This window comes from Streptococcus sp. 11-4097, assembly GCF_018215285.2.
GTDB lineage: Bacteria > Bacillota > Bacilli > Lactobacillales > Streptococcaceae > Streptococcus.
This window is the reverse complement of the sequence record NZ_CP185262.1, coordinates 1,515,577-1,536,300: the sequence shown is the minus strand read 5'-3', so window position 1 is coordinate 1,536,300 and position 20,724 is coordinate 1,515,577. Positions and strand designations below refer to the sequence as shown.

The window sequence follows — 20,724 nt, the reverse complement described above, 5'->3', positions numbered from 1 at the left end:
AGCATTGTGTGAGTCTCTTCTTGAAAAAAACACAAAATTTTGCTAGAATGAGTCTTATGAAAACATTCTATGATGTGCAGCAATTCCTCAAACGATTTGGTATTATTGTTTACATGGGAAAACGCTTATATGATATTGAACTGATGAAGTTGGAGCTCTCTCGAATTTACGATGCAGGGTTGATGGACAAATTAGACTATTTAGAGGCAGAAGCAGTTCTTCGCAGAGAGCACAAGGTAGAATTGGATTATATTGAGAAAAATGGAGAAATGAACTAATGGTTACTTGGATTTTGTTGGCACTTATACTAGCAATGTTGGCGTGGATGGGCTTTAACTATCTCCGTATTCGTCGTGCGGCTAAAATCGTAGACAATGAGGAGTTTGAAGCCTTGATTCGTACGGGTCAATTGATTGATTTGCGTGAGCCAGCTGAATTCCACAGAAAACATATCCTTGGTGCACGCAATATTCCTTCAAGTCATTTGAAGACTAGTCTTGTAGCCCTTCGTAAGGAGAAACCTGTCCTTCTTTACGAAAATCAACGTGCGCAACGTGTCACAAATGCAGCACTCTATCTGAAAAAGCAAGGTTTCTCTGAGATTTATATCCTTTCTTATGGATTGGATTCTTGGAATGGAAAAGTGAAGACTAATTAACATAAGCTAAATTCTCAAACGAAGTTCCGCTTTGGGTAGACAAGTGGACGTTTCTTTGAGAGATTGCTATAATTAATATTATGAAAAAACTTATAGTATTATATAGACAAAACCTATTTCTTTTGATATAATTTAGTGGTAATAATTTTAGGAGTTTTATAATATGAAAGAAAAGAAGAAATCTTCCCTTGTTTTAGGTATCCTATCTATCGTTCTTGGTTTTCTACTACCAGTGGTAGGGCTTGTTTTGGGAATTATTGGATTAGTGTTAGCTAATTCACATCAAAAAGAGTCTGAGCTGGACTATAAAACAGAAAAAATACTTGGTATCGTAGGTATTGTAATTTCTGTAATTATGTGGATTTTAGGATTTATAGTTCTTATGAAAATAACTTATGAGGATAAAGTTCAGAGCTATGAACATAAAAAGCAAGTTCAAAGCTTAAAGCAACTTTCAAAAAGATTTAGTGTGGATGTTTCTGGGCTAAGATACATGATGAGATTGATTGAACATTTCGGAATAGAAAGTATCAAAAAAGTTAAAAATTATCACTATTCTCCAGAACCAAAACAAGAAATGATTGATAAATTTTTCCTTGTAGGTTGATTACAAATAAGAAAACGAGCTTGGATGTTTCCGAGCTCATTTTTTAACCACTTTTTCTGAGTAAGTCACGAATGCTTGTCAACTCTTGTGAGTTTAGGGGACGGTAGTCTCCTTCTTGAAGATTCTGATCTAAGCTCCAAGGTCCAAAACAGGTACGTTTGAGAGAGACAACCTTGACACCAACTGAGAGGAACATTTTTTTAACCTGATGAAATTTTCCTTCTGAAATGGTGATAGAGGCTTGGCTGTGGGAAGGACTTGCAGATAGAATCTCTAGTCTTGCAGCTTTACAGACAGTGCCATCTAAAAAGACAATTCCCTTTTGAAAGGTTTGGATGTGGTCAGGTGTTAGAAGTCCATTGACCTCAACTTGGTAGGTCTTATCGACATGGTACTGGGGATGAAGGAGTTGGAAGCCTAAAGGTCCATTGTCTGTCAAAAGGAGGAGTCCTGTCGTATCTCGGTCCAGTCGGCCGACGGCATAGAGCTTGTCAGACTGGATATCAGGCGGAAGGAGGTCCATGACGGTTGGAAGTTTCTTGTCTTTGTTGGCTGTAACGACACCAGCAGGCTTATGAAGCATAAGATAGGTGTGCTCATAGCCTTGAATGATTTGGTCCTGAAAAAGGAGTTCTTGTAGTCCTGTATCGATATTTTGAGCTAGGGAGCGGGCAGGGCAACCATCGACTAGAATTTCTCCTCTGAGTAAGGCTTGTTTCATGGCCTTTCGGCTGATTTTTTCTTGGGCTAATAAATTATCTAAACGCATACTGTGCCTATCTTATCATAAGTTGTTTGCTTTGAAAAGGCTTGACGTGAAAAGAAAAGCAGAGTGAAAACATTTACACTTGCTTGAGTTATGTTATTTACTTGAAATTATGGTATAATCGTTCAGTTAGAAAATAAATTTTGAATATTATAGAGGAAATCATGACAAAATTAAGAGAAGATATCCGTAACATTGCGATTATCGCCCACGTTGACCACGGTAAAACAACCCTTGTTGACGAATTATTGAAACAATCAGAAACGCTTGATGCACGTACTGAATTGGCTGAGCGTGCTATGGACTCAAACGATATCGAAAAAGAGCGTGGAATTACCATCCTTGCTAAAAATACAGCCGTTGCCTACAACGGAACTCGTATCAATATCATGGACACACCAGGACACGCGGACTTCGGTGGAGAAGTTGAGCGTATCATGAAAATGGTTGACGGTGTTGTCTTGGTCGTAGATGCCTACGAAGGAACAATGCCACAAACTCGTTTCGTATTGAAAAAAGCTTTAGAACAAGACCTTGTCCCAATCGTGGTTGTTAACAAAATCGACAAACCATCAGCTCGTCCAGCAGAAGTAGTGGACGAAGTCTTGGAACTTTTCATCGAGCTTGGTGCAGATGATGACCAGCTTGACTTCCCAGTGGTCTATGCTTCAGCGATCAACGGAACTTCTTCATTGTCAGATGATCCAGCTGACCAAGAAGCTACTATGGCACCAATCTTTGACACGATTATCGACCACATCCCAGCTCCAGTAGATAACTCAGATGAGCCTTTACAGTTCCAAGTATCACTTTTGGACTACAACGACTTTGTTGGACGTATCGGTATCGGTCGTGTCTTCCGTGGTACTGTTAAGGTTGGGGACCAAGTTACCCTTTCTAAACTTGATGGTACAACTAAAAACTTCCGTGTTACAAAACTCTTTGGTTTCTTTGGTTTGGAACGTCGTGAAATTCAAGAAGCCAAAGCAGGTGACTTGATTGCCGTTTCAGGTATGGAAGATATCTTTGTCGGTGAAACCATTACTCCGACAGACGCAGTTGAAGCTCTTCCAATCCTACACATCGATGAGCCAACTCTTCAAATGACTTTCTTGGTTAACAACTCACCATTTGCTGGTAAAGAAGGTAAATGGGTGACTTCTCGTAAGGTAGAAGAACGCTTGCAGGCCGAATTGCAAACAGACGTTTCCCTCCGTGTTGACCCAACTGATTCACCAGATAAATGGACTGTTTCAGGACGTGGAGAATTGCACTTGTCAATCCTTATCGAAACAATGCGTCGTGAGGGATATGAACTTCAAGTATCTCGTCCAGAAGTTATCGTAAAAGAAATCGATGGTGTCAAATGTGAGCCATTTGAACGTGTTCAAATCGACACTCCAGAAGAATACCAAGGGTCTGTTATCCAAAGCCTTTCTGAACGTAAGGGTGAAATGTTGGATATGATTTCAACTGGTAATGGTCAAACTCGCTTGGTCTTCCTTGTTCCTGCGCGTGGTTTAATCGGATACTCAACTGAGTTCTTGTCAATGACTCGTGGTTACGGTATCATGAACCATACCTTTGACCAATACTTGCCATTGATTCCAGGTGAAATTGGTGGTCGTCACCGTGGTGCCCTTGTTTCTATCGATGCTGGTAAGGCTACAACTTACTCAATCATGTCTATCGAAGAACGCGGAACAATCTTTGTTAACCCAGGTACTGAGGTTTATGAAGGAATGATCATCGGTGAAAACTCTCGTGAAAATGACTTGACAGTTAACATCACTAAGGCAAAACAAATGACTAACGTTCGTTCAGCTACTAAGGACCAAACAGCTGTTATCAAGACACCTCGTATCTTGACACTTGAAGAGTCTCTTGAGTTCTTGAACGATGATGAGTACATGGAAGTAACGCCTGAGTCTATCCGTTTGCGTAAACAAATCCTTAATAAGGCAGAGCGTGAGAAAGCTAACAAGAAGAAAAAATCAGCTGAATAAGAGCTAGAAAGAGATAAAGATGGTTTATTTAATCATAGGACTCCTCTTATTACTACTCTATGTATTTGCGACACCAGAAAGCATTAAAGGGACAGTCAATATCGTCCTTGTCGTCTTTGCTTTCGTAGCACTCTTGATTTTGCTGATGTTGTCTGTCCTGCAAATTTTTCAGCTACCGACAGAATTCTTTATCGCAATCGCCATGCTCTTCCTAGCATACTTTAGCTTGCGAGATATTACCCTCATGTCGGTTAGTAAAAGTAAAAGAAGAGGCTCTTTGTCAACTGTAGTGGGTTGAAGAAAAGCTAAGATCGAGAAAGGACACATTTCGTCCTTTCTTTTTTGATATTGAGAGCGATAAAAATCCGTTTTTTGAAGTTTTCAAAGTTCCGAAAACCAAAGGCATTTCGCTTGATAAGTTTGATGAGATTATTGGTCGCTTCCAATTTGGCGTTGGAATAGGGTAGTTGAAGGGCGTTGACAATCTTTTCTTTATCCTTGAGGAAGGTTTTAAAGACAGTCTGAAAAAGAGGATGAACCTGCTTTAGATTGTCCTCAATAAGTCCGAAGAATTTGTCTGGCTCCTTGTTCTGAAAGTGAAAAAGTAAGAGCTGATAGAGATTGTAGTGGTGTCTCAAGTCTTCTGAATAGCTCAAAAGCTTGTCTAGAATTTCTTTATTTGTTAAGTGCATGCGAAAAGTAGGGCGATAAAAACGTTTATCACTGAGTTTACGACTATCCTGCTGTATGAGCTTCCAGTAGCGCTTGATGGCTTTGTATTCATGGGATTTTCGCTCAAATTGATTCATGATTTGGACACGAACACGACTCATAGCACGGCTTAAGTGTTGTACAATGTGAAATCGATCTAGAACGATTTTAGCACATGGAAAAAGCTGTTTAGCCAAGGCATAATAAGGACTAAACATATCCATCGTAATGATTTTCACCTGACAACGAACAGCTCGCTCGTAGCGCAGAAAGTGATTTCGTATGATAGCCTGTGTTCTGCCTTCAAGAACAGTGATGATGTTAAGATTATCAAAATCTTGTGCAATGAAACTCATCTTTCCCTTGGTAAAGGCATACTCGTCCCAAGACATAATCTCTGGAAGACGAGAAAAATCATGCTTAAAACGGAAGTCATTAAGCTTGCGAATGACAGTTGAAGTTGAAATAGCCAGTTGATGAGCGATATCGGTCATAGAAGTTTTTTCAATCAATTTTTGCGCAATTTTTTGGTTGATAATACGAGGAATTTGGTGATTTTTCTCGACGAGAGAGGTCTGTGAGACCATCATTTTAGAGCAATGATAGCACTTGAAACGACGCTTTTTAAGGAGGATTCTGGTAGGCATACCAGTTGTTTCAAGGTAAGGAATTTTCGATGGTTTTTGGAAGTCATATTTCTTCATTTGACTTCCACATTCAGGACAAGATGGGGCCTCATAATCCAGTTTAGCGATGATTTCCTTGTGGGTATCTCTATTAACAACATCCATAATTTGGACATTAGGGTCTTTGATATCGAGTAGTTTTGTGATAAAATGTAATGGTTCCATATGATTCTTTCTAATGAGTTGTTTCGTCGCTTTTCATTATAGGTCATATGGGACTTTTTTTCTACACAAAAATAGGCTCCATAATATCTATAGGGGATTTACCCACTACAAATATTATAGAGCCAAAGAAGATAAAAAGAGAGTTTCGGCTCTCTTTTTGCTTGTTAGAATGCCCAATCTGAGCATTTTCATTTAGAATTATTTCCATAAAAATGGTAAAATAGTAAGAGTAGAAATGGAGTTCGAGACATGAAAGTAATAGATCAATTTAAAAATAAGAAAGTACTTGTTTTAGGTTTGGCCAAGTCTGGTGAATCTGCAGCTCGTTTGTTGGATAAGCTGGGTGCCATTGTGACAGTAAATGACGGGAAACCATTCGAGGACAATCCAGCTGCCCAAAGTTTGCTGGAAGAAGGGATCAAGGTTATCACAGGTGGCCATCCTTTGGAACTCTTGGATGAAGAGTTTGCCCTTATGGTGAAAAATCCAGGCATCCCTTACAGTAATCCTATGATTGAAAAGGCTTTGGCGAAAGGAATTCCAGTCTTGACCGAGGTGGAATTAGCTTATTTGATTTCTGAAGCACCGATTGTTGGTATTACTGGTTCGAACGGTAAAACAACCACAACGACTATGATTGGGGAAGTTTTGACTGCTGCTGGGCAACATGGTCTTTTATCAGGAAATATCGGCTATCCAGCCAGTCAAGTGGCCCAAGCTGCGACAGACAAGAATACGCTTGTCATGGAACTTTCTTCTTTCCAACTCATGGGCGTTCAAGAATTCCATCCTGAGATTGCGGTTATTACCAACCTCATGCCAACTCATATCGATTATCATGGATCATTTGAGGAATATGTAGCAGCCAAGTGGAATATCCAGAACAAGATGACAGCGGCTGATTTCCTTGTCTTGAACTTTAATCAAGACTTGGCAAAAGAATTGGCAAGAAAAACACAAGCTACCGTTGTACCATTCTCAACACAGGAAAAGGTTGATGGAGCTTATCTGGAAGATGGTCAACTCTACTTCCGTGGGGAAGTGGTCATGGCAGCGAATGAAATCGGAGTTCCAGGAAGCCACAATGTGGAAAATGCCCTTGCGACTATTGCTGTAGCCAAGCTTCGTGGTGTTGATAACCAAACCATCAAAGAAACTCTTTCAGCCTTTGGAGGTGTTAAACACCGTCTCCAATTTGTGGATGAAATCAAGGGTGTCAAATTCTATAATGATAGCAAGTCAACCAATATCTTGGCTACTCAAAAAGCCTTGTCGGGATTTGACAACAGCAAGGTCATTTTGATTGCAGGTGGTTTGGACCGTGGTAATGAGTTTGACGAATTGGTGCCAGATATTACTGGACTCAAGAAGATGGTCATCCTGGGTCAGTCTGCCGAACGTGTTAAACGAGCAGCAGATAAGGCTGGTGTGTCTTATGTGGATGCGATTGATATTTCAGATGCGACCCGCAAGGCCTACGAGCTTGCGACTCAAGGAGATGTGGTTCTTCTCAGCCCTGCCAATGCCAGCTGGGATATGTATGCTAACTTTGAAGTACGTGGCGACCTCTTTATCGACACAGTAGCGGAGTTAAAGGAATAATATGAAAAAAATTGTCTTTACAGGTGGGGGGACGGTTGGACACGTGACCCTCAACCTTTTGTTAATGCCCAAGTTTATCGAAGATGGCTGGGAAGTCCACTATATCGGAGATAAACGTGGTATCGAACACCAAGAAATCCTCAAGTCAGGTTTGGATGTTACCTTCCATTCCATTGCGACTGGAAAATTGCGTCGCTATTTCTCTTGGCAAAATATGCTGGATGTCTTTAAAGTTGGCTGGGGAATTGTCCAGTCGCTCTTTATCATGTTGCGACTTCGTCCACAAGCCCTTTTTTCAAAGGGGGGCTTTGTCTCTGTGCCGCCTGTTATCGCTGCGCGTATGTCAGGAGTGCCTGTCTTTATTCACGAATCTGACCTATCTATGGGCTTGGCCAATAAAATTGCCTATAAATTTGCGACGAAGATGTATTCAACCTTTGAGCAAGCTTCAAGTTTGTCTAAGGTCGAGCATGTGGGAGCGGTGACCAAGGTTTCAAACCAAAACACTCCAGAACCCGATGAATTGGTGGATATTCAAACCCACTTTAATCCCCAATTACCAACTGTATTGTTTGTTGGCGGTTCAGCAGGTGCTCGTATCTTTAACCAATTGGTGACAGACCATAAGAAAGAACTGACAGAGCGCTACAATATTATCAATCTAACTGGAGATTCTAGCCTGAATGAGTTGAGCCAAAATCTCTTTCGTGTTGACTATGTGACCAATCTCTATCAACCCTTGATGGAATTGGCTGACATTGTTGTGACACGTGGTGGTGCCAATACGATTTTTGAGCTCTTGGCCATGGCAAAATTACATGTTATTGTGCCACTTGGTCGTGAAGCTAGTCGTGGTGACCAGATTGAAAATGCAGCCTACTTTGTAAAAAAAGGCTATGCAGAAGAGCTTCAAGAAAGCGATTTGACCTTGGACAGTTTAGAAGAGAAGCTTTCTCACTTACTAAGTCATAAGGAAGAATACAAAGCTAAGATGAAGGCTTCTAAGGAATTGAAATCTCTAGCAGATTTTTATCAATTGTTGAAAAAAGATTTATCATAAGGAAAGTAAATGTCAAAAGATAAGAAAAATGAGGGCAAAGAAATCCTCGAAGAATTTAAAGAGTTATCAGAATGGCAGAAACGAAACCAAGAATATCTAAAAAAGAAGGCTGAAGAAGATGCGGCCCTAGCTGAGGAGAAGGAAAAGGAAAGACAAGCTCGAATGGCTTCAAAATCTGAAAAGTCAGATGAAACCGAGGACCAAGAGAGTGAATCTGATCCAAAAGATCCAAAATCAGCTAAGGAAGATGCTAAAGAAAAAGTAGAAAAGTCAGAAGACGTCAAAAAAGAAGTATTCAAAAAAGAATCAAAGTCCAAAGAGCCAAAGAAAGAGGATAAAAAGGCAGATAAAAAGCCTGTAAAGGAAAAACCGGTCAAACCGAAAATTCCAGGAGTTCATATCTGGCGGGCTATCTCGATTTTGTTTCTCAGTCTGCTTTTATTGGTTGTCTCTGCATACTTGCTCAGCCCTTATTCTACCATGAAGGATATTCGTGTTGAGGGAACGGTTCAAACTACGGCTGATGATATTCGACAGGCTTCAGGCATTCAGGACTCGGATTATACGATTAACCTTCTGCTAGATAAGGCAAAATATGAAGAGCAGATCAAGTCTAACTATTGGGTTGAATCCGCTCAGCTTGTCTATCAATTTCCAACCAAGTTTACTATCAAGGTCAAGGAATATGATATTGTGGCCTACTATGTTTCTGGAGAAAGTCATTATCCAATCCTTTCAAGCGGTCAGCTAGAGACCAGTTCTGTGAGCTTGGTCAGTCTGCCAGAAACTTATATATCAGTTCTCTTTAATGACAGCGAACAAATCAAAGCCTTTACGTCAGAGCTTGCTCAAATCAGCCCAGAACTCAAGGCGGCTATCCAAAAGGTGGAATTAGCTCCAAGCAAGGTGACATCAGATTTAATTCGATTGACTATGAATGATTCGGACGAAGTCTTGGTTCCCCTTTCTGAAATGAGTAAGAAATTGCCTTATTATAGTAAGATTAAGCCACAATTGTCAGAACCAAGTGTGATTGACATGGAAGCTGGAATTTACAGTTACACTGTGGCGGATAAATTAATTATGGAGGCTGAGGAAAAAGCCAAACAAGAGGCTAAGGAAGCTGAGAAGAAGCAGAAAGAGGAAGAGAAGAAAAGACTGGAAGAACAGCAGAATAAACTAGAAGAGGAAAGGAAAAAGCTGGAGGAAGAGGGCAATCAAAACCAAACAACCCGGCGTTCATCGCGTCGCTAGGTTTAGCTTTTCTCCTATAGCTCTTTAGTGACCATGTTTTTACTTGACAAGTTCTAGTAGAAATAATAGAATAATAAAAAACCTTTAAAGCAGTCCAGAGAGGCAGCTAAGGTTAGACGGTGAAAGGGTGGAGACTACCCATTTTTCGTGGAACCTTGCTGTTGGCAGGTTCCTTTTTTCGTGACTTCTGTTGGCCAGACTCTCTCACTAGCAAAGGTAAAAGGAGAAACCTATGCGAGAACATCGTCCAGTCATTGCTCTTGATTTTCCTAGTTTTGAGGCGGTCAAGGAATTCTTAGATCTTTTTCCAGCAGAAGAAAGCCTTTATCTTAAGGTAGGGATGGAGCTTTATTACGCAACGGGGCCTGAGATTGTGTCTTACTTGAAAGGTCTGGGGCACAGTGTCTTTTTGGATCTCAAGCTGCATGACATTCCCAATACAGTCAAATCAGCTATGAAGGTCCTGTCTCAGCTTGGTGTGGATATGACTAATGTTCATGCTGCTGGGGGTGTAGAGATGATGAAGGCTGCGCGTGAAGGTCTTGGAAGTCAAGCAAAATTGATAGCTGTAACGCAGCTGACCTCAACATCGGAAGCCCAGATGCAGGAGTTTCAAAATATCCAAACCAGCCTGCAAGAGTCTGTGATTCATTATGCTAAGAAGACAGCTGAAGCTGGCTTGGATGGTGTTGTTTGCTCGGCTCAGGAAGTGCAACTCATCAAGCAGGCCACCAATCCAGATTTTATCTGTCTGACACCGGGCATTCGTCCTGCAGGAGCTGCTGTTGGTGATCAAAAACGCGTTATGACACCTGCTGATGCCTATCAAATCGGTAGTGACTATATCGTAGTGGGACGTCCCATTACCCAAGCTGAGAATCCTGTTGCAGCTTATCATGCCATCAAGGATGAATGGACACAGGACTGGAATTAAAGAACTAGATTAGAAAAATAAAAGGAGAATACCATGACACTTGCTAAAGATATCGCTAGCCACCTCTTGAAAATTCAAGCAGTTTACCTCAAACCAGAGGAGCCTTTCACTTGGGCATCTGGTATCAAGTCACCCATTTATACGGATAACCGTGTGACCCTTGCCTATCCAGAAACTCGTACTCTCATTGAAAATGGTTTTGTAGATGCTATCAAAGAAGCCTTTCCAGAGGTAGAAGTGATTGCAGGAACTGCGACAGCTGGGATTCCACACGGAGCTATTATTGCTGATAAGATGAACTTGCCATTTGCCTATATCCGTAGCAAACCAAAAGACCACGGAGCTGGTAACCAAATCGAAGGCCGCGTAGCTCAAGGTCAAAAAATGGTAGTGGTTGAAGACCTTATTTCAACTGGCGGTTCTGTTCTTGAAGCTGTAGCAGCTGCTAAACGAGAAGGAGCAGATGTGCTTGGAGTTGTAGCAATCTTCAGCTACCAATTGCCAACAGCAGATAAGAACTTCTCAGATGCAGGTGTCAAACTTGTGACGCTTTCTAACTACAGTGAATTGATTCATCTAGCCCAAGAAGAAGGTTACATCACGCCAGAGGGCCTTGATCTTCTAAAACGCTTTAAAGAAGATCAAGAAAATTGGCAAAATGCTTAAAAGATAGAAAATCAGGTAGTCACTAGGATTACCTGATTTCTTTTTGTGATATTATTGGATCTTACACTCAATGAAAATCAAATATAATCCAAGGTGAAGCTGATGTGGTTTGAAGAGATTTTCGAAGAGTATTAGTCAACTTTTCCACCTTCAACAACTAGGTCATCTGCTTTAGCAGCTTCACCGTAGGTTGGGTGAAGTGTTTTTTCATAGGCCTTGTGGAAGAAGTTTTCCTTGCCTAATTTTTCAATATCTTTATTGATGAAGTCTAGCAATTCTTGGTTGCCTTTTTGAACTGCTGCCGCAATGGTATCGGGATCACCAAGGGAAGTAATTCCAACTTCAAATCCTTTGTTTTCAAGCGCCCAAGCTAGGACTTCCGTATTGTCAGTTGAAAAGGCATCTCCACGTCCGTCAAGAAGGGCTTGGTAGGCATCGCTATATTGGTCATATTTTTGGAGTTTTACTTCTGGGTGATTTTTCTCAAAATAAGTTTCAGCAGTTGTTCCTTTTGTGACAATCAAGGTTTTGCCTTCTAATTCTTTAACGTCTTTGATGACTTTATCTTTTGGTGACACAACACCGAGTGATACTTTCATGTATGGAAGGGCAAAATCAACTTGTTTCTTACGTTCGTCAGTTACTGTAAAGTTGGCAAGGGTAATATCCACCTTGTTTGAAATCAAGTATTCAGCACGGTTGGCAGCGTCGACTGAAACGTATTTAACCTTCACCCCAAGGTCTTGAGCCAGTTGGTTTCCAAGTTCGATATCGTAACCTTGGTAGGAACCGTCATTGTCAACATAGCCAAAAGGTTTCTTATCTCCAAATACGGCGATTCGTAGTTCACCGCTTTTTTTGATTTCATCAATAGTGCGTGCCTTGGCAGTGGTTTTACCTGACGATGAACCTGCGTTTCCACCTGAGCTACAAGCTGTGACAAAGATAAGGGCAAAGGCAAGTGCCAAAACAGTTAAGAGTGGTTTGAGTAGTTTCATAAAAATCTCCTTTATAGATATGAGCCAAATTGGCTAAAGTCAAAGACGTTTAAAAATTCCTGAGCTCGTTTTGTTTGCGGATTGGTAAAGAAGGCTTGAGCCGTTCCTTCTTCAGCGATTTTCCCTTGGTCTAGGAAGATAATGCGATCAGCAATGGCTTGTGCAAACTGCATTTCGTGAGTTACTAAAATCATGGTACGGCCTTCTTTGGCCAAATCATTGATGAGTTCCAGAACCTCACGCACCATTTCTGGATCCAGCGAAGCAGTCACTTCGTCAAAGAGGATGATTTCTGGATGCATGAGGAGCGCACGGACAATTGCAACCCGTTGCTTCTGTCCACCAGACAATTGACGAGCAAAGCTATGTTGTTTATCTAGCAAACCGACACGTTCCAGTAGTTGCAAAGCCTCTTCAGTTACTTCCTTCTTGTCTCTTCTCTGAGCCTTGATAGGGCCTAGGATGAGGTTTTGTAGGACATCCAGGTGGGGAAAGAGTTCATAGCTTTGAAAGACCATGCCAATCTTTTGGCGAACTAGGTGAAGGTCTTTTTTATTTTCAACGATAGACTGACCATCCAGCAGGATATCTCCACCTTGAATACTTTCTAAACCATTGAGGCAACGAAGGAGGGTACTTTTCCCACAACCGGATGGTCCTAGAATGACGACAACTTCCCCTTTTTTGATATCTAGAGAAAGTCCTTGGAGGATAGGATTGTCTCCGAAGGATTTTCTGAGTTCCTTGATTTCTAAGATAGTTTCAGACATTTAGTTCCTCCAATGTTTTTCTAAGTGAGTAGATAGTTTGGAAATAGGGAAGCAAACTGCGAAATACAAGACCAGGATGGTTCCATAAATCCAAAAGGAAGCAGTTGGGATAGTCAGGCGATTGCTATCGATGATTTGTTGCCCAACCTTGGTCACTTCAACAACCCCAATCAAGACAACCAAGGAAGTGGTTTTGATCATCCGAGTGACAAGATTGATTGCTTGTGGTAGCAGTCTTCTCAAGACCTGTGGGATGATGATGTGGTAGTAAAGTTGAACCTTGGTCAAACCTAGCGCCTGTCCGCTTTCAAACTGATGTTTAGGGAGGGAAGTGATAGCTCCACGTACCAAATCCCCCATTTCAGCTGTTCCCCAAAGGGTAAAAACGATAATAGCAGAAGTCTCTCCAGAGATATTGATATTAAAGTTTCGAGCCAAACCGAAATAAACGATGAAGAGTAGCACCAGCTGGGGCATGATACGGATGAATTCCAGATACAATCGTGTTAAAAATCGCACGATTTTAGAATGGGAGGTCATGATGATTCCCATGACTGTTCCGAACATCATGGATAAGAGGACAGACAGGATAGAAATCCCAATCGTAACGCCCAATCCCTGTAAGATCCGCAGGAGATTATTTCCCTGAAAGAGTACTTGGATTCCCGAATCCTGCATGGCGGAGCCTCCTTTCTATCCAACTAAAGACTAGTGAGATGGGTAGTAGCATAATCAGGTAAGCAATTACCAACATAGCCAGCGCAATGTCTGTCTCATAATAGAGCCCAATCAAGTCCTTGGCGACGTACATGAGGTCTGCCAAAGCCACTGCTGAGAAAACAGAGGTTTCCTTGATCAGGAAAATGACATTGGCACTAAAAGACGGTAGGGCCACCGCTGTTGCTTGCGGAAGAACCACATAGCGAAAGACCTGTACAGGTGTCAGACCGATTGCTAATCCAATCTCCTGCTGGGTTTGACTGACGGCTTCCAGCCCACTTCGGAAAGATTCTGCCATATAGGATCCTCCTAAAAAGACCAGTCCTAAAGTGGCACAGACTTCTGAAGATAGGACAATCCCTACTCTAGGAAGTCCGAAGTAGAGAAAGAAGAGTTGAATCAAAAGGGGCGTGTTGCGTGACAATTCAATGTAGGCTGTCGCTACTTGCACCAAAACAGGGATTCGATAATGTCGGATGATACTAACGATTAAACCGAGCAGAAAGGATCCCAAAATTCCCCAAACTGCAATATGCAAGGTCAGAAGAAATGCCTTTTGATATAGTGGTAGATATTGTTCAACAATGGACCAATCCAAAAATAGAACCTCCCATCTAGAAATAATACAGTTATTGTAGCACTTAAAAGCTCCTTTGGATAATATCTATTTTTTATTGCCGTTATAAGGATTTTTTATCATAGACACAATCTTTCTGAAATTTCCAAACAAAATATTTGAAAAGTTTTGAAAAAAGAGTTAAGATATTTTTGTAATATACAAAGTAAACGCTTACTTATTAAGGAGGGCATTTTATGTCATACAAAACAAGCAATGCAGAAGGTCATGTAGATTTCATCAATACCTATGATTTGGAGCCAATGGCGCAACAAGTTATTCCTAAAGCAGCATTTGGCTATATCGCTAGTGGAGCAGAAGATACTTTTACTTTACGTGAGAATATCCGTGCCTTTAACCACAAACTCATCGTTCCTCATACACTCTGCAATGTAGAAAATCCAAGTACAGAGATTGAATTTGCAGGTGAAAAATTGTCTTCACCAATCATTATGGCGCCTGTTGCAGCTCATAAATTAGCAAATGAACAAGGTGAAGTGGCGACTGCGCGTGGTGTGCATGAGTTTGGTTCTCTCTATACAACCAGCTCTTACTCTACTGTCGACCTTCCAGAAATTACGGAAGCCCTTCAAGGGACACCTCATTGGTTCCAGTTTTACTTTAGTAAAGATGATGGCATTAACCGCCATATCATGGACCGTGTGAAGGCTGAAGGATACAAAGCGATTGTCTTGACAGCAGATGCGACTGTAGGAGGCAATCGTGAGGTGGACAAGCGTAATGGTTTTGTCTTTCCAGTTGGCATGCCGATTGTTGAAGAATACCTGCCAGAAGGTGCTGGAAAATCAATGGACTTTGTTTACAAATCAGCTAAACAACGCTTGTCTCCACGTGATGTAGAATTTATCGCTGAATACTCAGGACTTCCTGTTTATGTCAAGGGACCACAATGCCGTGAGGACGTTGAACGTTCGCTTGCTGCAGGAGCTTCTGGTATCTGGGTAACCAACCACGGTGGTCGTCAAATCGACGGTGGACCAGCTGCCTTTGACTCACTTCAAGAAGTAGCTGAAGCAGTTGACAAACGTGTGCCAATTGTCTTTGACTCAGGTATTCGTCGTGGTCAACACGTCTTTAAAGCCTTGGCTTCAGGAGCAGACTTGGTAGCTATTGGTCGCCCGGTTATCTATGGCTTGGCTCTCGGCGGTAGTGTTGGTGTGCGTCAAGTCTTTGAACACTTGAATGCGGAATTGAAGACAGTTATGCAGTTGTCTGGAACTCAGACTATTGAAGATGTCAAACACTTCAAACTCCGTCACAACCCATACAACCCAACCTTCCCAGTTGACCCACGCGACTTAAAATTGTATTGATAAAACAGCTTGCCTCCACTTGATGTGGAGGTTTTTCTTCGTATATAGGAAGAATAAATCATCATTAAAAACAATATAAATATATTTTCTAATCAAATATCTTGCTAGGGCTTTCATTTTTTGCTATACTGGTCCAGTAATTAAATAATAAAGACATTTGGGGTGCTTTAGGCTGAGATGATACCCATTGAACCTGATACAGTTAAGACTGGCGAAGGGAAATGTGAACAGTTTTTTTCGTATGGCGAAATGAACGATCGAATCTTGTAAGTCAACTCTAATTCTTGATTGTAATTGGAGTTTTTTTGTTTATATAAGCTGGATGAATGTGATACAAAGCATTTAGACAGCTCTTCTTGAACGCCCTTGATTTTCTTTAAAAAGGTCAAGTAAAACTAGGATTTTCTTGGTATTTTGTTGATTACGAACGAGTAAAGAGAGGAAAAGTAAATATGGAAACACAAGACTATGCATTTGAGCCAGGTTTGACTGTTGGAAAATTATTAAAAAGCAGTCAGAAGGATTGGCAGGATGCAATCAATCATCGTTTTGTTAAGGAACTTTTTGCGGGGACAATTGAGAATAAGGTCTTAAAAGACTACCTAATTCAAGATTATCACTTCTTTGATGCCTTCTTATCCATGCTGAGTGCCTGCGTAGCCCACGCAGACCAGCTTGAATCCAAGCTTCGTTTTGCCAAGCAACTAGGCTTTCTTGAAGCAGATGAAGACGGTTATTTCCAGAAGGCTTTCAAAGAGTTAAAAGTATCTGAGAATGATTATCTGGAAGTGACCTTGCATCCTGTAACAAAAGCCTTTCAGGATCTTATGTATTCGGCAGTGGATTCATCAAACTATGCCCATCTTTTGGTCATGCTGGTCATTGCAGAAGGTCTCTATTTAGACTGGGGTTCTAAAGATTTGGCTCTACCTGAAGCCTACATTCATTCGGAATGGATTAATCTCCACAGAGGTCCTTTCTTTGCAGAGTGGGTTCAATTTCTGGTTGACGAACTCAATCGTGTCGGAAAAGGTCGAGAAGATTTGACAGAACTTCAGCAACGCTGGAATCAAGCGGTCGCTTTAGAATTAGCCTTTTTTGATATTGGTTATGACGCATAGAGAAAGTTCAGGATATTTACAAATTTGATGAGGTAATTCTCTTCGAAAATCTCTTCAAACCACGTCAGCTTCACCTTGCCGTACTCAAGTACAACCTGCGGCTAGCTTCCTAGTTTGCTCTTTGATTTTCATTGAGCATAAATCATTCAATGTAACTGAAAAATTTCTTAATGAAAGATAGAGCTAAATCGAAATCAGTAGATCGTATAAAGTGAAAAGGAAAGATTTCAATATGACAAGTTTAAAATTATTAAAAGAAAAAGCACCTTTGGTCATTTGTATAACCAATGATGTAGTAAAAAATTTCACAGCAAATGGATTAGTAGCACTGGGTGCATCACCAGCTATGAGTGAGTTTCCTGCAGATTTAGAGGATTTGTTAAAGTATGCTGGTGGTTTATTAATAAACATAGGAACATTGACAGATAATAATTGGAAATTATACCAAGCTGCTTTGAAAATTGCAGAAAAATATAATGTCCCAGCAGTTTTAGATCCTGTAGCCTGTGGAGCAGGATCTTATAGAAAAAAAGTATCCGAAGATTTAATAAATAATTACAAACTAGCAGCGATTAGAGGAAATGCTGGCGAGATTGCCTCTTTAGTAGGAATAAATGTGGCATCTAAAGGAGTAGATAGTGCGGGCGTAGATAATATTGATGAAATTGCTCTAGCAGCAAATAAGAAGTTCAATATTCCTATAATAGTAACAGGTGAAGTGGATGCTATTGCGGTAAATGGAGAAGTTGTAACGGTTCATAATGGTAGTGCCATGATGCCAAAAGTTATTGGTACAGGATGCTTATTAGGTGCTGTAGTAGCAAGCTTTATCGGACTTGAAAAAGGTCAAGAATTGAAATCATTAGAAACAGCAATGTTGGTTTACAATATCGCTGGAGAAATGGCAGAAAAACGTCCAAATGGTCATCTCCCTGGAACATTTAAAGTTGAATTTATAAATGCCTTATATGAGATTACAGATGAAGATGTAAAGGAATTCAAAAGAGTGAAGTAAAATGTTTCATAAAGAATTACTAAAACTATATTTTATTTGTGGAACGACTACTTGCCAAGGAAAAGATCTATATACAGTCGTTGAGGAAGCCTTAAAAGGTGGTATAACCTTATTTCAATTCCGTGAAAAAGGTGAGGGAGCCATAGACGGTAAAGAAAAAGTCGAATTAGCAATAAAACTACAGAATCTTTGTAAAAAATATAATGTTCCATTTATTGTTAATGATGATATTGAGTTAGCATTAGAAATAGATGCTGACGGGGTACATGTAGGACAGGATGACCTTGGAGTTGATGAAATTAGAAAATTGATGCCAGATAAAATAATTGGTCTTTCTATAAAAAACGAGGAAGAATTTCAACAATCAAAAGTTGAATATGTAGATTATGTTGGTGTTGGTCCTGTATTTGCTACCCAGTCAAAGGATGATGCTGGTGGTGCTATAGGTTATGAAGGTCTTAAATTGATGAGAAAACTATTGCCACAAATGCCCTTAGTTGCAATTGGTGGGATACAGACGCAACATATTAAAGACATTATGAAGACCAATGTTGACGGTGTTTCAATCATTTCAGCAATATCGTATGCAAAAAATATAGAAAAAACTGTTCGAGAAATGAGTGAACAATAGCTATCAATTTTTCCTTGTATTCTGATGGAGTAGGATTTTCTTTTTTCTAAAAAGCTATGTCCAGATTCAGCTCAAATGGCTAATCTATCAAACAAGACATTTGTTTTTTGCAAACGAAAGACTTACTATCTTTGTGAGTGCAAGGCTGTATTTCCAGTTCAATTTCTTGAACTAGAAAAAATCGTTTGTTATAATATTTATATAATTAAATAATAAAGACATTTGGGGTGCTTTAGGCTGAGATGATACCCATTGAACCTGATACAGTTAAGACTGGCGAAGGGAAATGTGAAATGGTTTTGTATTTATAGAAACTAACCATCTAATCTTGTAAGCTGAACTCTAATTCCTATCTGTAATTAGAGTTTTTTCTTTTACGAAACTGGATGAAGATGATACAAAGCATTTAGGTAGCTCACCTTGAATACCCCACTTTTCTTTAAAAAAGGAGTTTTTTATGTTGAAAAAATGGCGTTTAAAAGATGTTATCTTACTTGCTTTCTTGTCTATCTTTTTTGGTGGCGTTTTTGTAGGATCTGGCTATCTGTTTGATATCCTCACTCTGATTTTAGCCCCTCTTGGCTTGCAGGCCTTTGCCAATGAAATCCTCTTTGGTCTCTGGTGTATGGCTGCGCCTATTGCTGCCATCTTTGTTCCAAGAGTGGGAAGCGCAACGATTGGAGAAGTACTAGCTGCGCTTGCTGAAGTCCTTTATGGTAGCCAATTCGGTCTAGGCGCTCTTTTGTCTGGCTTGGTTCAAGGTTTGGGAAGTGAACTTGGTTTTATCGTAACCAAGAATCGCTATGAAAGTTGGCTCTCTCTAACTGCCAATAGTATTGGGATTACGCTTGTTAGCTTTGTCTATGAATACATTAAGTTAGGTTACTACGCCTTCTCCCTTCCTTTTGTCCTTTCCTTGTTTGTAGTACGTTTTATTTCCGTCTTTTTCTTCTGTACCATCTTGGTTCGTGCCATTGTCAAACTTTATCATCAGTTTGCAGCTGGGGGCAAGGCATAGATGGGGCTGGAACTACGAGCGATTCAGTCCCCAATCTTCTCTGAGCCGATTGATTTTACTTTTCATGCGCAAGCCTTTACCTTGTTAGTTGGGAGCAGTGGTTCAGGAAAATCTAGCCTCTTTCAAATGATCGCCCAAGTCAGTTCTCTTCCCTATAGCGGTCAAGTCCTGATAAATGGGAGCGAGGTCAGTCAGCTTTCTATCATCGAACGTGTCCAGACGGTTGGTATCCTCTTTCAAAATCCCAATCATCAATTTACTATGGAGAACTTGTTTGAGGAGTTGATTTTTACCTTGGAAAATATTGGGCATCCCGTTCAGGAAATTGATTTTAAAATAGCAGAGGTTGTCCAGCAATGTCGTTGCAAGGACATCTTGCACCGTCCAATTCATCACTTATCAGGTGGAGAAAAGCAAAAGGCTGCTTTGGCTGTTCTCTTTGCTATGAATCCTAGGGTCTATCTCTTGGATGAGCCCTTCGCTTCCATTGACCGCAAGAGTAGGATAGAGATATTGGAGATTCTAAAAGAGTTGGTCTCTGATGGGAAGACAGTTATTTTGTGCGACCATGATTTATCTGATTATGAAGCCTATATCGACCATATGGTGGAGCTAAGAGACGGACAACTAAGGAAAATAAATCAAATCCCTACCTCTGAGCTGACACAGGTTTCTTCAAAGGAAGTTGCTTCTAGTCCAGAACTATTTCATATGGATCGTGTGACTTGTGAGCTGGGTAATCGCCCCCTCTTTTCGATAGCGGATTTTACTATCTACCAAGGAATTTCCTGTATCTTGGGTGATAATGGTGTCGGGAAATCAACCCTCTTTCGGTCTATTCTTCAATTTCAAAAGTATAAAGGGCGCATTACTTGGAAGGGATCGGTTCTCAAAAAGAAAAAGAGTTTGTATCGTGACCTTACGGGTGTTGTTCAGGAAGCTGAGAAACAGTTTATCCGAGTCAGTCTGCGAGAGGAACTGCAATTAGATAGTCCAGACTCTGAAAGAAATCAGCGGATTCTCCAAGCTTTACGATATTTTAATCTGGAGCAGGCGCTTGATAAGAGTCCCTATCAATTAAGTGGTGGCCAGCAAAAGATTCTTCAGCTTTTGACCATCTTGACCAGCAAGGCTTCTGTGATTTTACTAGATGAACCTTTTGCAGGTTTGGATGATAGAGCTTGCCATTATTTTTGCAAGTGGATTGTGGAGGACAGAAATCAGGGAAGAAGTTTTCTGATCATTAGCCATCGTTTAGATCCCTTGATCTCTGTGGTTGATTATTGGATTGAGATGACTAGTCAGGGTCTCAGTCATGTGAAAGCAGTGACAATTACCAAACCACTCACATCTCAGAGTAGCAATACCCAAGGGGAGGTGAAGTAG

Annotated in this window: 21 protein-coding genes, 2 pseudogenes and 2 riboswitches; of the genes and pseudogenes, 17 read left to right on the top strand and 6 right to left on the bottom strand. The window is 40.6% G+C overall.

Translation table 11 applies throughout. From position 1 onward, the window contains the following. The first annotated feature begins 8 nt into the window (after positions 1-8). From KB197_RS07685 to KB197_RS07670, 4 genes and pseudogenes are all read left to right on the top strand, one after another. On the top strand, positions 9-278 hold the full coding sequence (locus KB197_RS07685) for a YqgQ family protein (protein WP_004261684.1): 270 nt from the start codon (positions 9-11) through the stop codon (positions 276-278). After that, positions 278-658, top strand: a complete 381-nt coding sequence (locus tag KB197_RS07680) for a rhodanese-like domain-containing protein (protein WP_064276969.1) — start codon at positions 278-280, stop codon at positions 656-658. The genes KB197_RS07685 and KB197_RS07680 overlap by 1 nt, the downstream gene beginning before the upstream one ends. A gap of 163 nt (positions 659-821) precedes the next feature. Further along, a pseudogene (locus KB197_RS07675) lies at positions 822-1,043 on the top strand (DUF4190 domain-containing protein); the annotation flags it as partial. After that, a pseudogene (locus KB197_RS07670) lies at positions 1,041-1,247 on the top strand (IS3 family transposase); the annotation flags it as partial. The pseudogenes KB197_RS07675 and KB197_RS07670, both read left to right, overlap by 3 nt. A 61-nt stretch (positions 1,248-1,308) precedes the next feature. On the opposite strand, the gene KB197_RS07665 reads toward KB197_RS07670, so the two are convergent. Beyond that, positions 1,309-2,034, bottom strand: a complete 726-nt coding sequence (locus tag KB197_RS07665) for a 16S rRNA pseudouridine(516) synthase (protein ID WP_064276967.1) — start codon at positions 2,032-2,034, stop codon at positions 1,309-1,311. 161 nt (positions 2,035-2,195) lie between these two features. On the opposite strand from KB197_RS07665, the gene typA reads away from it, so the two are divergent. Together typA and KB197_RS07655 are read left to right on the top strand one after the other, a co-directional pair. Beyond that, complete coding sequence (gene typA / locus KB197_RS07660; RefSeq protein ID WP_000164111.1) at positions 2,196-4,037, top strand: translational GTPase TypA; 1,842 nt, start codon at positions 2,196-2,198, stop codon at positions 4,035-4,037. Between the two features lie 19 nt (positions 4,038-4,056). Further along, a complete protein-coding gene (locus tag KB197_RS07655; RefSeq protein ID WP_212574072.1) occupies positions 4,057-4,335 on the top strand; it encodes a DUF3165 family protein in 279 nt (92 codons plus the stop codon). Between the two features lie 7 nt (positions 4,336-4,342). Here KB197_RS07655 and KB197_RS07650 read toward each other — a convergent pair whose 3' ends face one another. Beyond that, complete coding sequence (locus KB197_RS07650; RefSeq protein ID WP_212574075.1) at positions 4,343-5,599, bottom strand: ISL3 family transposase; 1,257 nt, start codon at positions 5,597-5,599, stop codon at positions 4,343-4,345. 249 nt (positions 5,600-5,848) lie between these two features. Here KB197_RS07650 and murD point away from each other — a divergent pair, with 249 nt between their 5' ends. The 5 genes from murD (at position 5,849) to pyrE (ending at position 11,115) form a co-directional block, all read left to right on the top strand. Beyond that, positions 5,849-7,201, top strand: coding sequence for a UDP-N-acetylmuramoyl-L-alanine--D-glutamate ligase (murD, locus tag KB197_RS07645; protein WP_064276966.1), 1,353 nt, complete (start codon positions 5,849-5,851; stop codon positions 7,199-7,201). A 1-nt stretch (position 7,202) separates the two neighbouring features. Beyond that, complete coding sequence (locus KB197_RS07640) at positions 7,203-8,261, top strand: UDP-N-acetylglucosamine--N-acetylmuramyl-(pentapeptide) pyrophosphoryl-undecaprenol N-acetylglucosamine transferase (protein ID WP_064276964.1); 1,059 nt, start codon at positions 7,203-7,205, stop codon at positions 8,259-8,261. A gap of 9 nt (positions 8,262-8,270) precedes the next feature. After that, a complete protein-coding gene (locus tag KB197_RS07635; RefSeq protein WP_064276962.1) occupies positions 8,271-9,515 on the top strand; it encodes a cell division protein FtsQ/DivIB in 1,245 nt (414 codons plus the stop codon). A 232-nt stretch (positions 9,516-9,747) separates the two neighbouring features. Beyond that, entirely contained in the window at positions 9,748-10,449 is a 702-nt protein-coding gene (gene pyrF / locus KB197_RS07630; RefSeq protein ID WP_064276960.1) for an orotidine-5'-phosphate decarboxylase, read from the top strand. A 33-nt stretch (positions 10,450-10,482) separates the two neighbouring features. Further along, complete coding sequence (gene pyrE / locus KB197_RS07625; protein ID WP_064276958.1) at positions 10,483-11,115, top strand: orotate phosphoribosyltransferase; 633 nt, start codon at positions 10,483-10,485, stop codon at positions 11,113-11,115. A 131-nt stretch (positions 11,116-11,246) separates the two neighbouring features. Here pyrE and KB197_RS07620 read toward each other — a convergent pair whose 3' ends face one another. The 4 genes from KB197_RS07620 to KB197_RS07605 are packed head-to-tail and all read right to left on the bottom strand — an operon-like array spanning position 11,247 to position 14,201. After that, positions 11,247-12,113, bottom strand: coding sequence for a cysteine ABC transporter substrate-binding protein (locus KB197_RS07620; RefSeq protein ID WP_064276956.1), 867 nt, complete (start codon positions 12,111-12,113; stop codon positions 11,247-11,249). Positions 12,114-12,124: 11 nt separating this feature from the next. Further along, complete coding sequence (locus tag KB197_RS07615; RefSeq protein WP_064276954.1) at positions 12,125-12,883, bottom strand: amino acid ABC transporter ATP-binding protein; 759 nt, start codon at positions 12,881-12,883, stop codon at positions 12,125-12,127. Beyond that, positions 12,884-13,561, bottom strand: a complete 678-nt coding sequence (locus tag KB197_RS07610; RefSeq protein ID WP_064276952.1) for an amino acid ABC transporter permease — start codon at positions 13,559-13,561, stop codon at positions 12,884-12,886. Continuing rightward, on the bottom strand, positions 13,521-14,201 hold the full coding sequence (locus KB197_RS07605; RefSeq protein WP_212573863.1) for an amino acid ABC transporter permease: 681 nt from the start codon (positions 14,199-14,201) through the stop codon (positions 13,521-13,523). Before KB197_RS07605 ends, KB197_RS07610 begins: the two co-directional genes overlap by 41 nt. Before the next feature lie 215 nt (positions 14,202-14,416). On the opposite strand from KB197_RS07605, the gene lctO reads away from it, so the two are divergent. The 6 genes from lctO (at position 14,417) to KB197_RS07575 (ending at position 20,724) form a co-directional block, all read left to right on the top strand. After that, the gene (gene lctO, locus KB197_RS07600; RefSeq protein WP_000120723.1) at positions 14,417-15,553 is read left to right on the top strand and encodes an L-lactate oxidase; all 1,137 of its coding nucleotides are present in this window, start codon (positions 14,417-14,419) and stop codon (positions 15,551-15,553) included. 148 nt (positions 15,554-15,701) lie between these two features. Then, a riboswitch (TPP riboswitch) is annotated at positions 15,702-15,790 on the top strand. A gap of 215 nt (positions 15,791-16,005) precedes the next feature. Next, a complete protein-coding gene (locus KB197_RS07595) occupies positions 16,006-16,674 on the top strand; it encodes a TenA family protein (RefSeq protein WP_212574073.1) in 669 nt (222 codons plus the stop codon). Between the two features lie 232 nt (positions 16,675-16,906). Next, complete coding sequence (gene thiM, locus KB197_RS07590; protein ID WP_064276947.1) at positions 16,907-17,689, top strand: hydroxyethylthiazole kinase; 783 nt, start codon at positions 16,907-16,909, stop codon at positions 17,687-17,689. Between the two features lies 1 nt (position 17,690). Next, positions 17,691-18,320 (top strand): thiamine phosphate synthase, encoded by a 630-nt coding sequence (gene thiE, locus KB197_RS07585; protein ID WP_212574074.1) that lies wholly within the window; start codon positions 17,691-17,693, stop codon positions 18,318-18,320. Between the two features lie 213 nt (positions 18,321-18,533). Then, positions 18,534-18,622: riboswitch (TPP riboswitch) on the top strand. Positions 18,623-18,777: 155 nt separating this feature from the next. Continuing rightward, positions 18,778-19,338 carry an ECF transporter S component gene (locus tag KB197_RS07580; RefSeq protein WP_212573862.1) on the top strand — a complete coding sequence of 187 codons (561 nt, stop codon included), beginning with the start codon at positions 18,778-18,780 and terminating at the stop codon, positions 19,336-19,338. After that, on the top strand, positions 19,339-20,724 hold the full coding sequence (locus KB197_RS07575) for an ABC transporter ATP-binding protein (protein WP_212573861.1): 1,386 nt from the start codon (positions 19,339-19,341) through the stop codon (positions 20,722-20,724).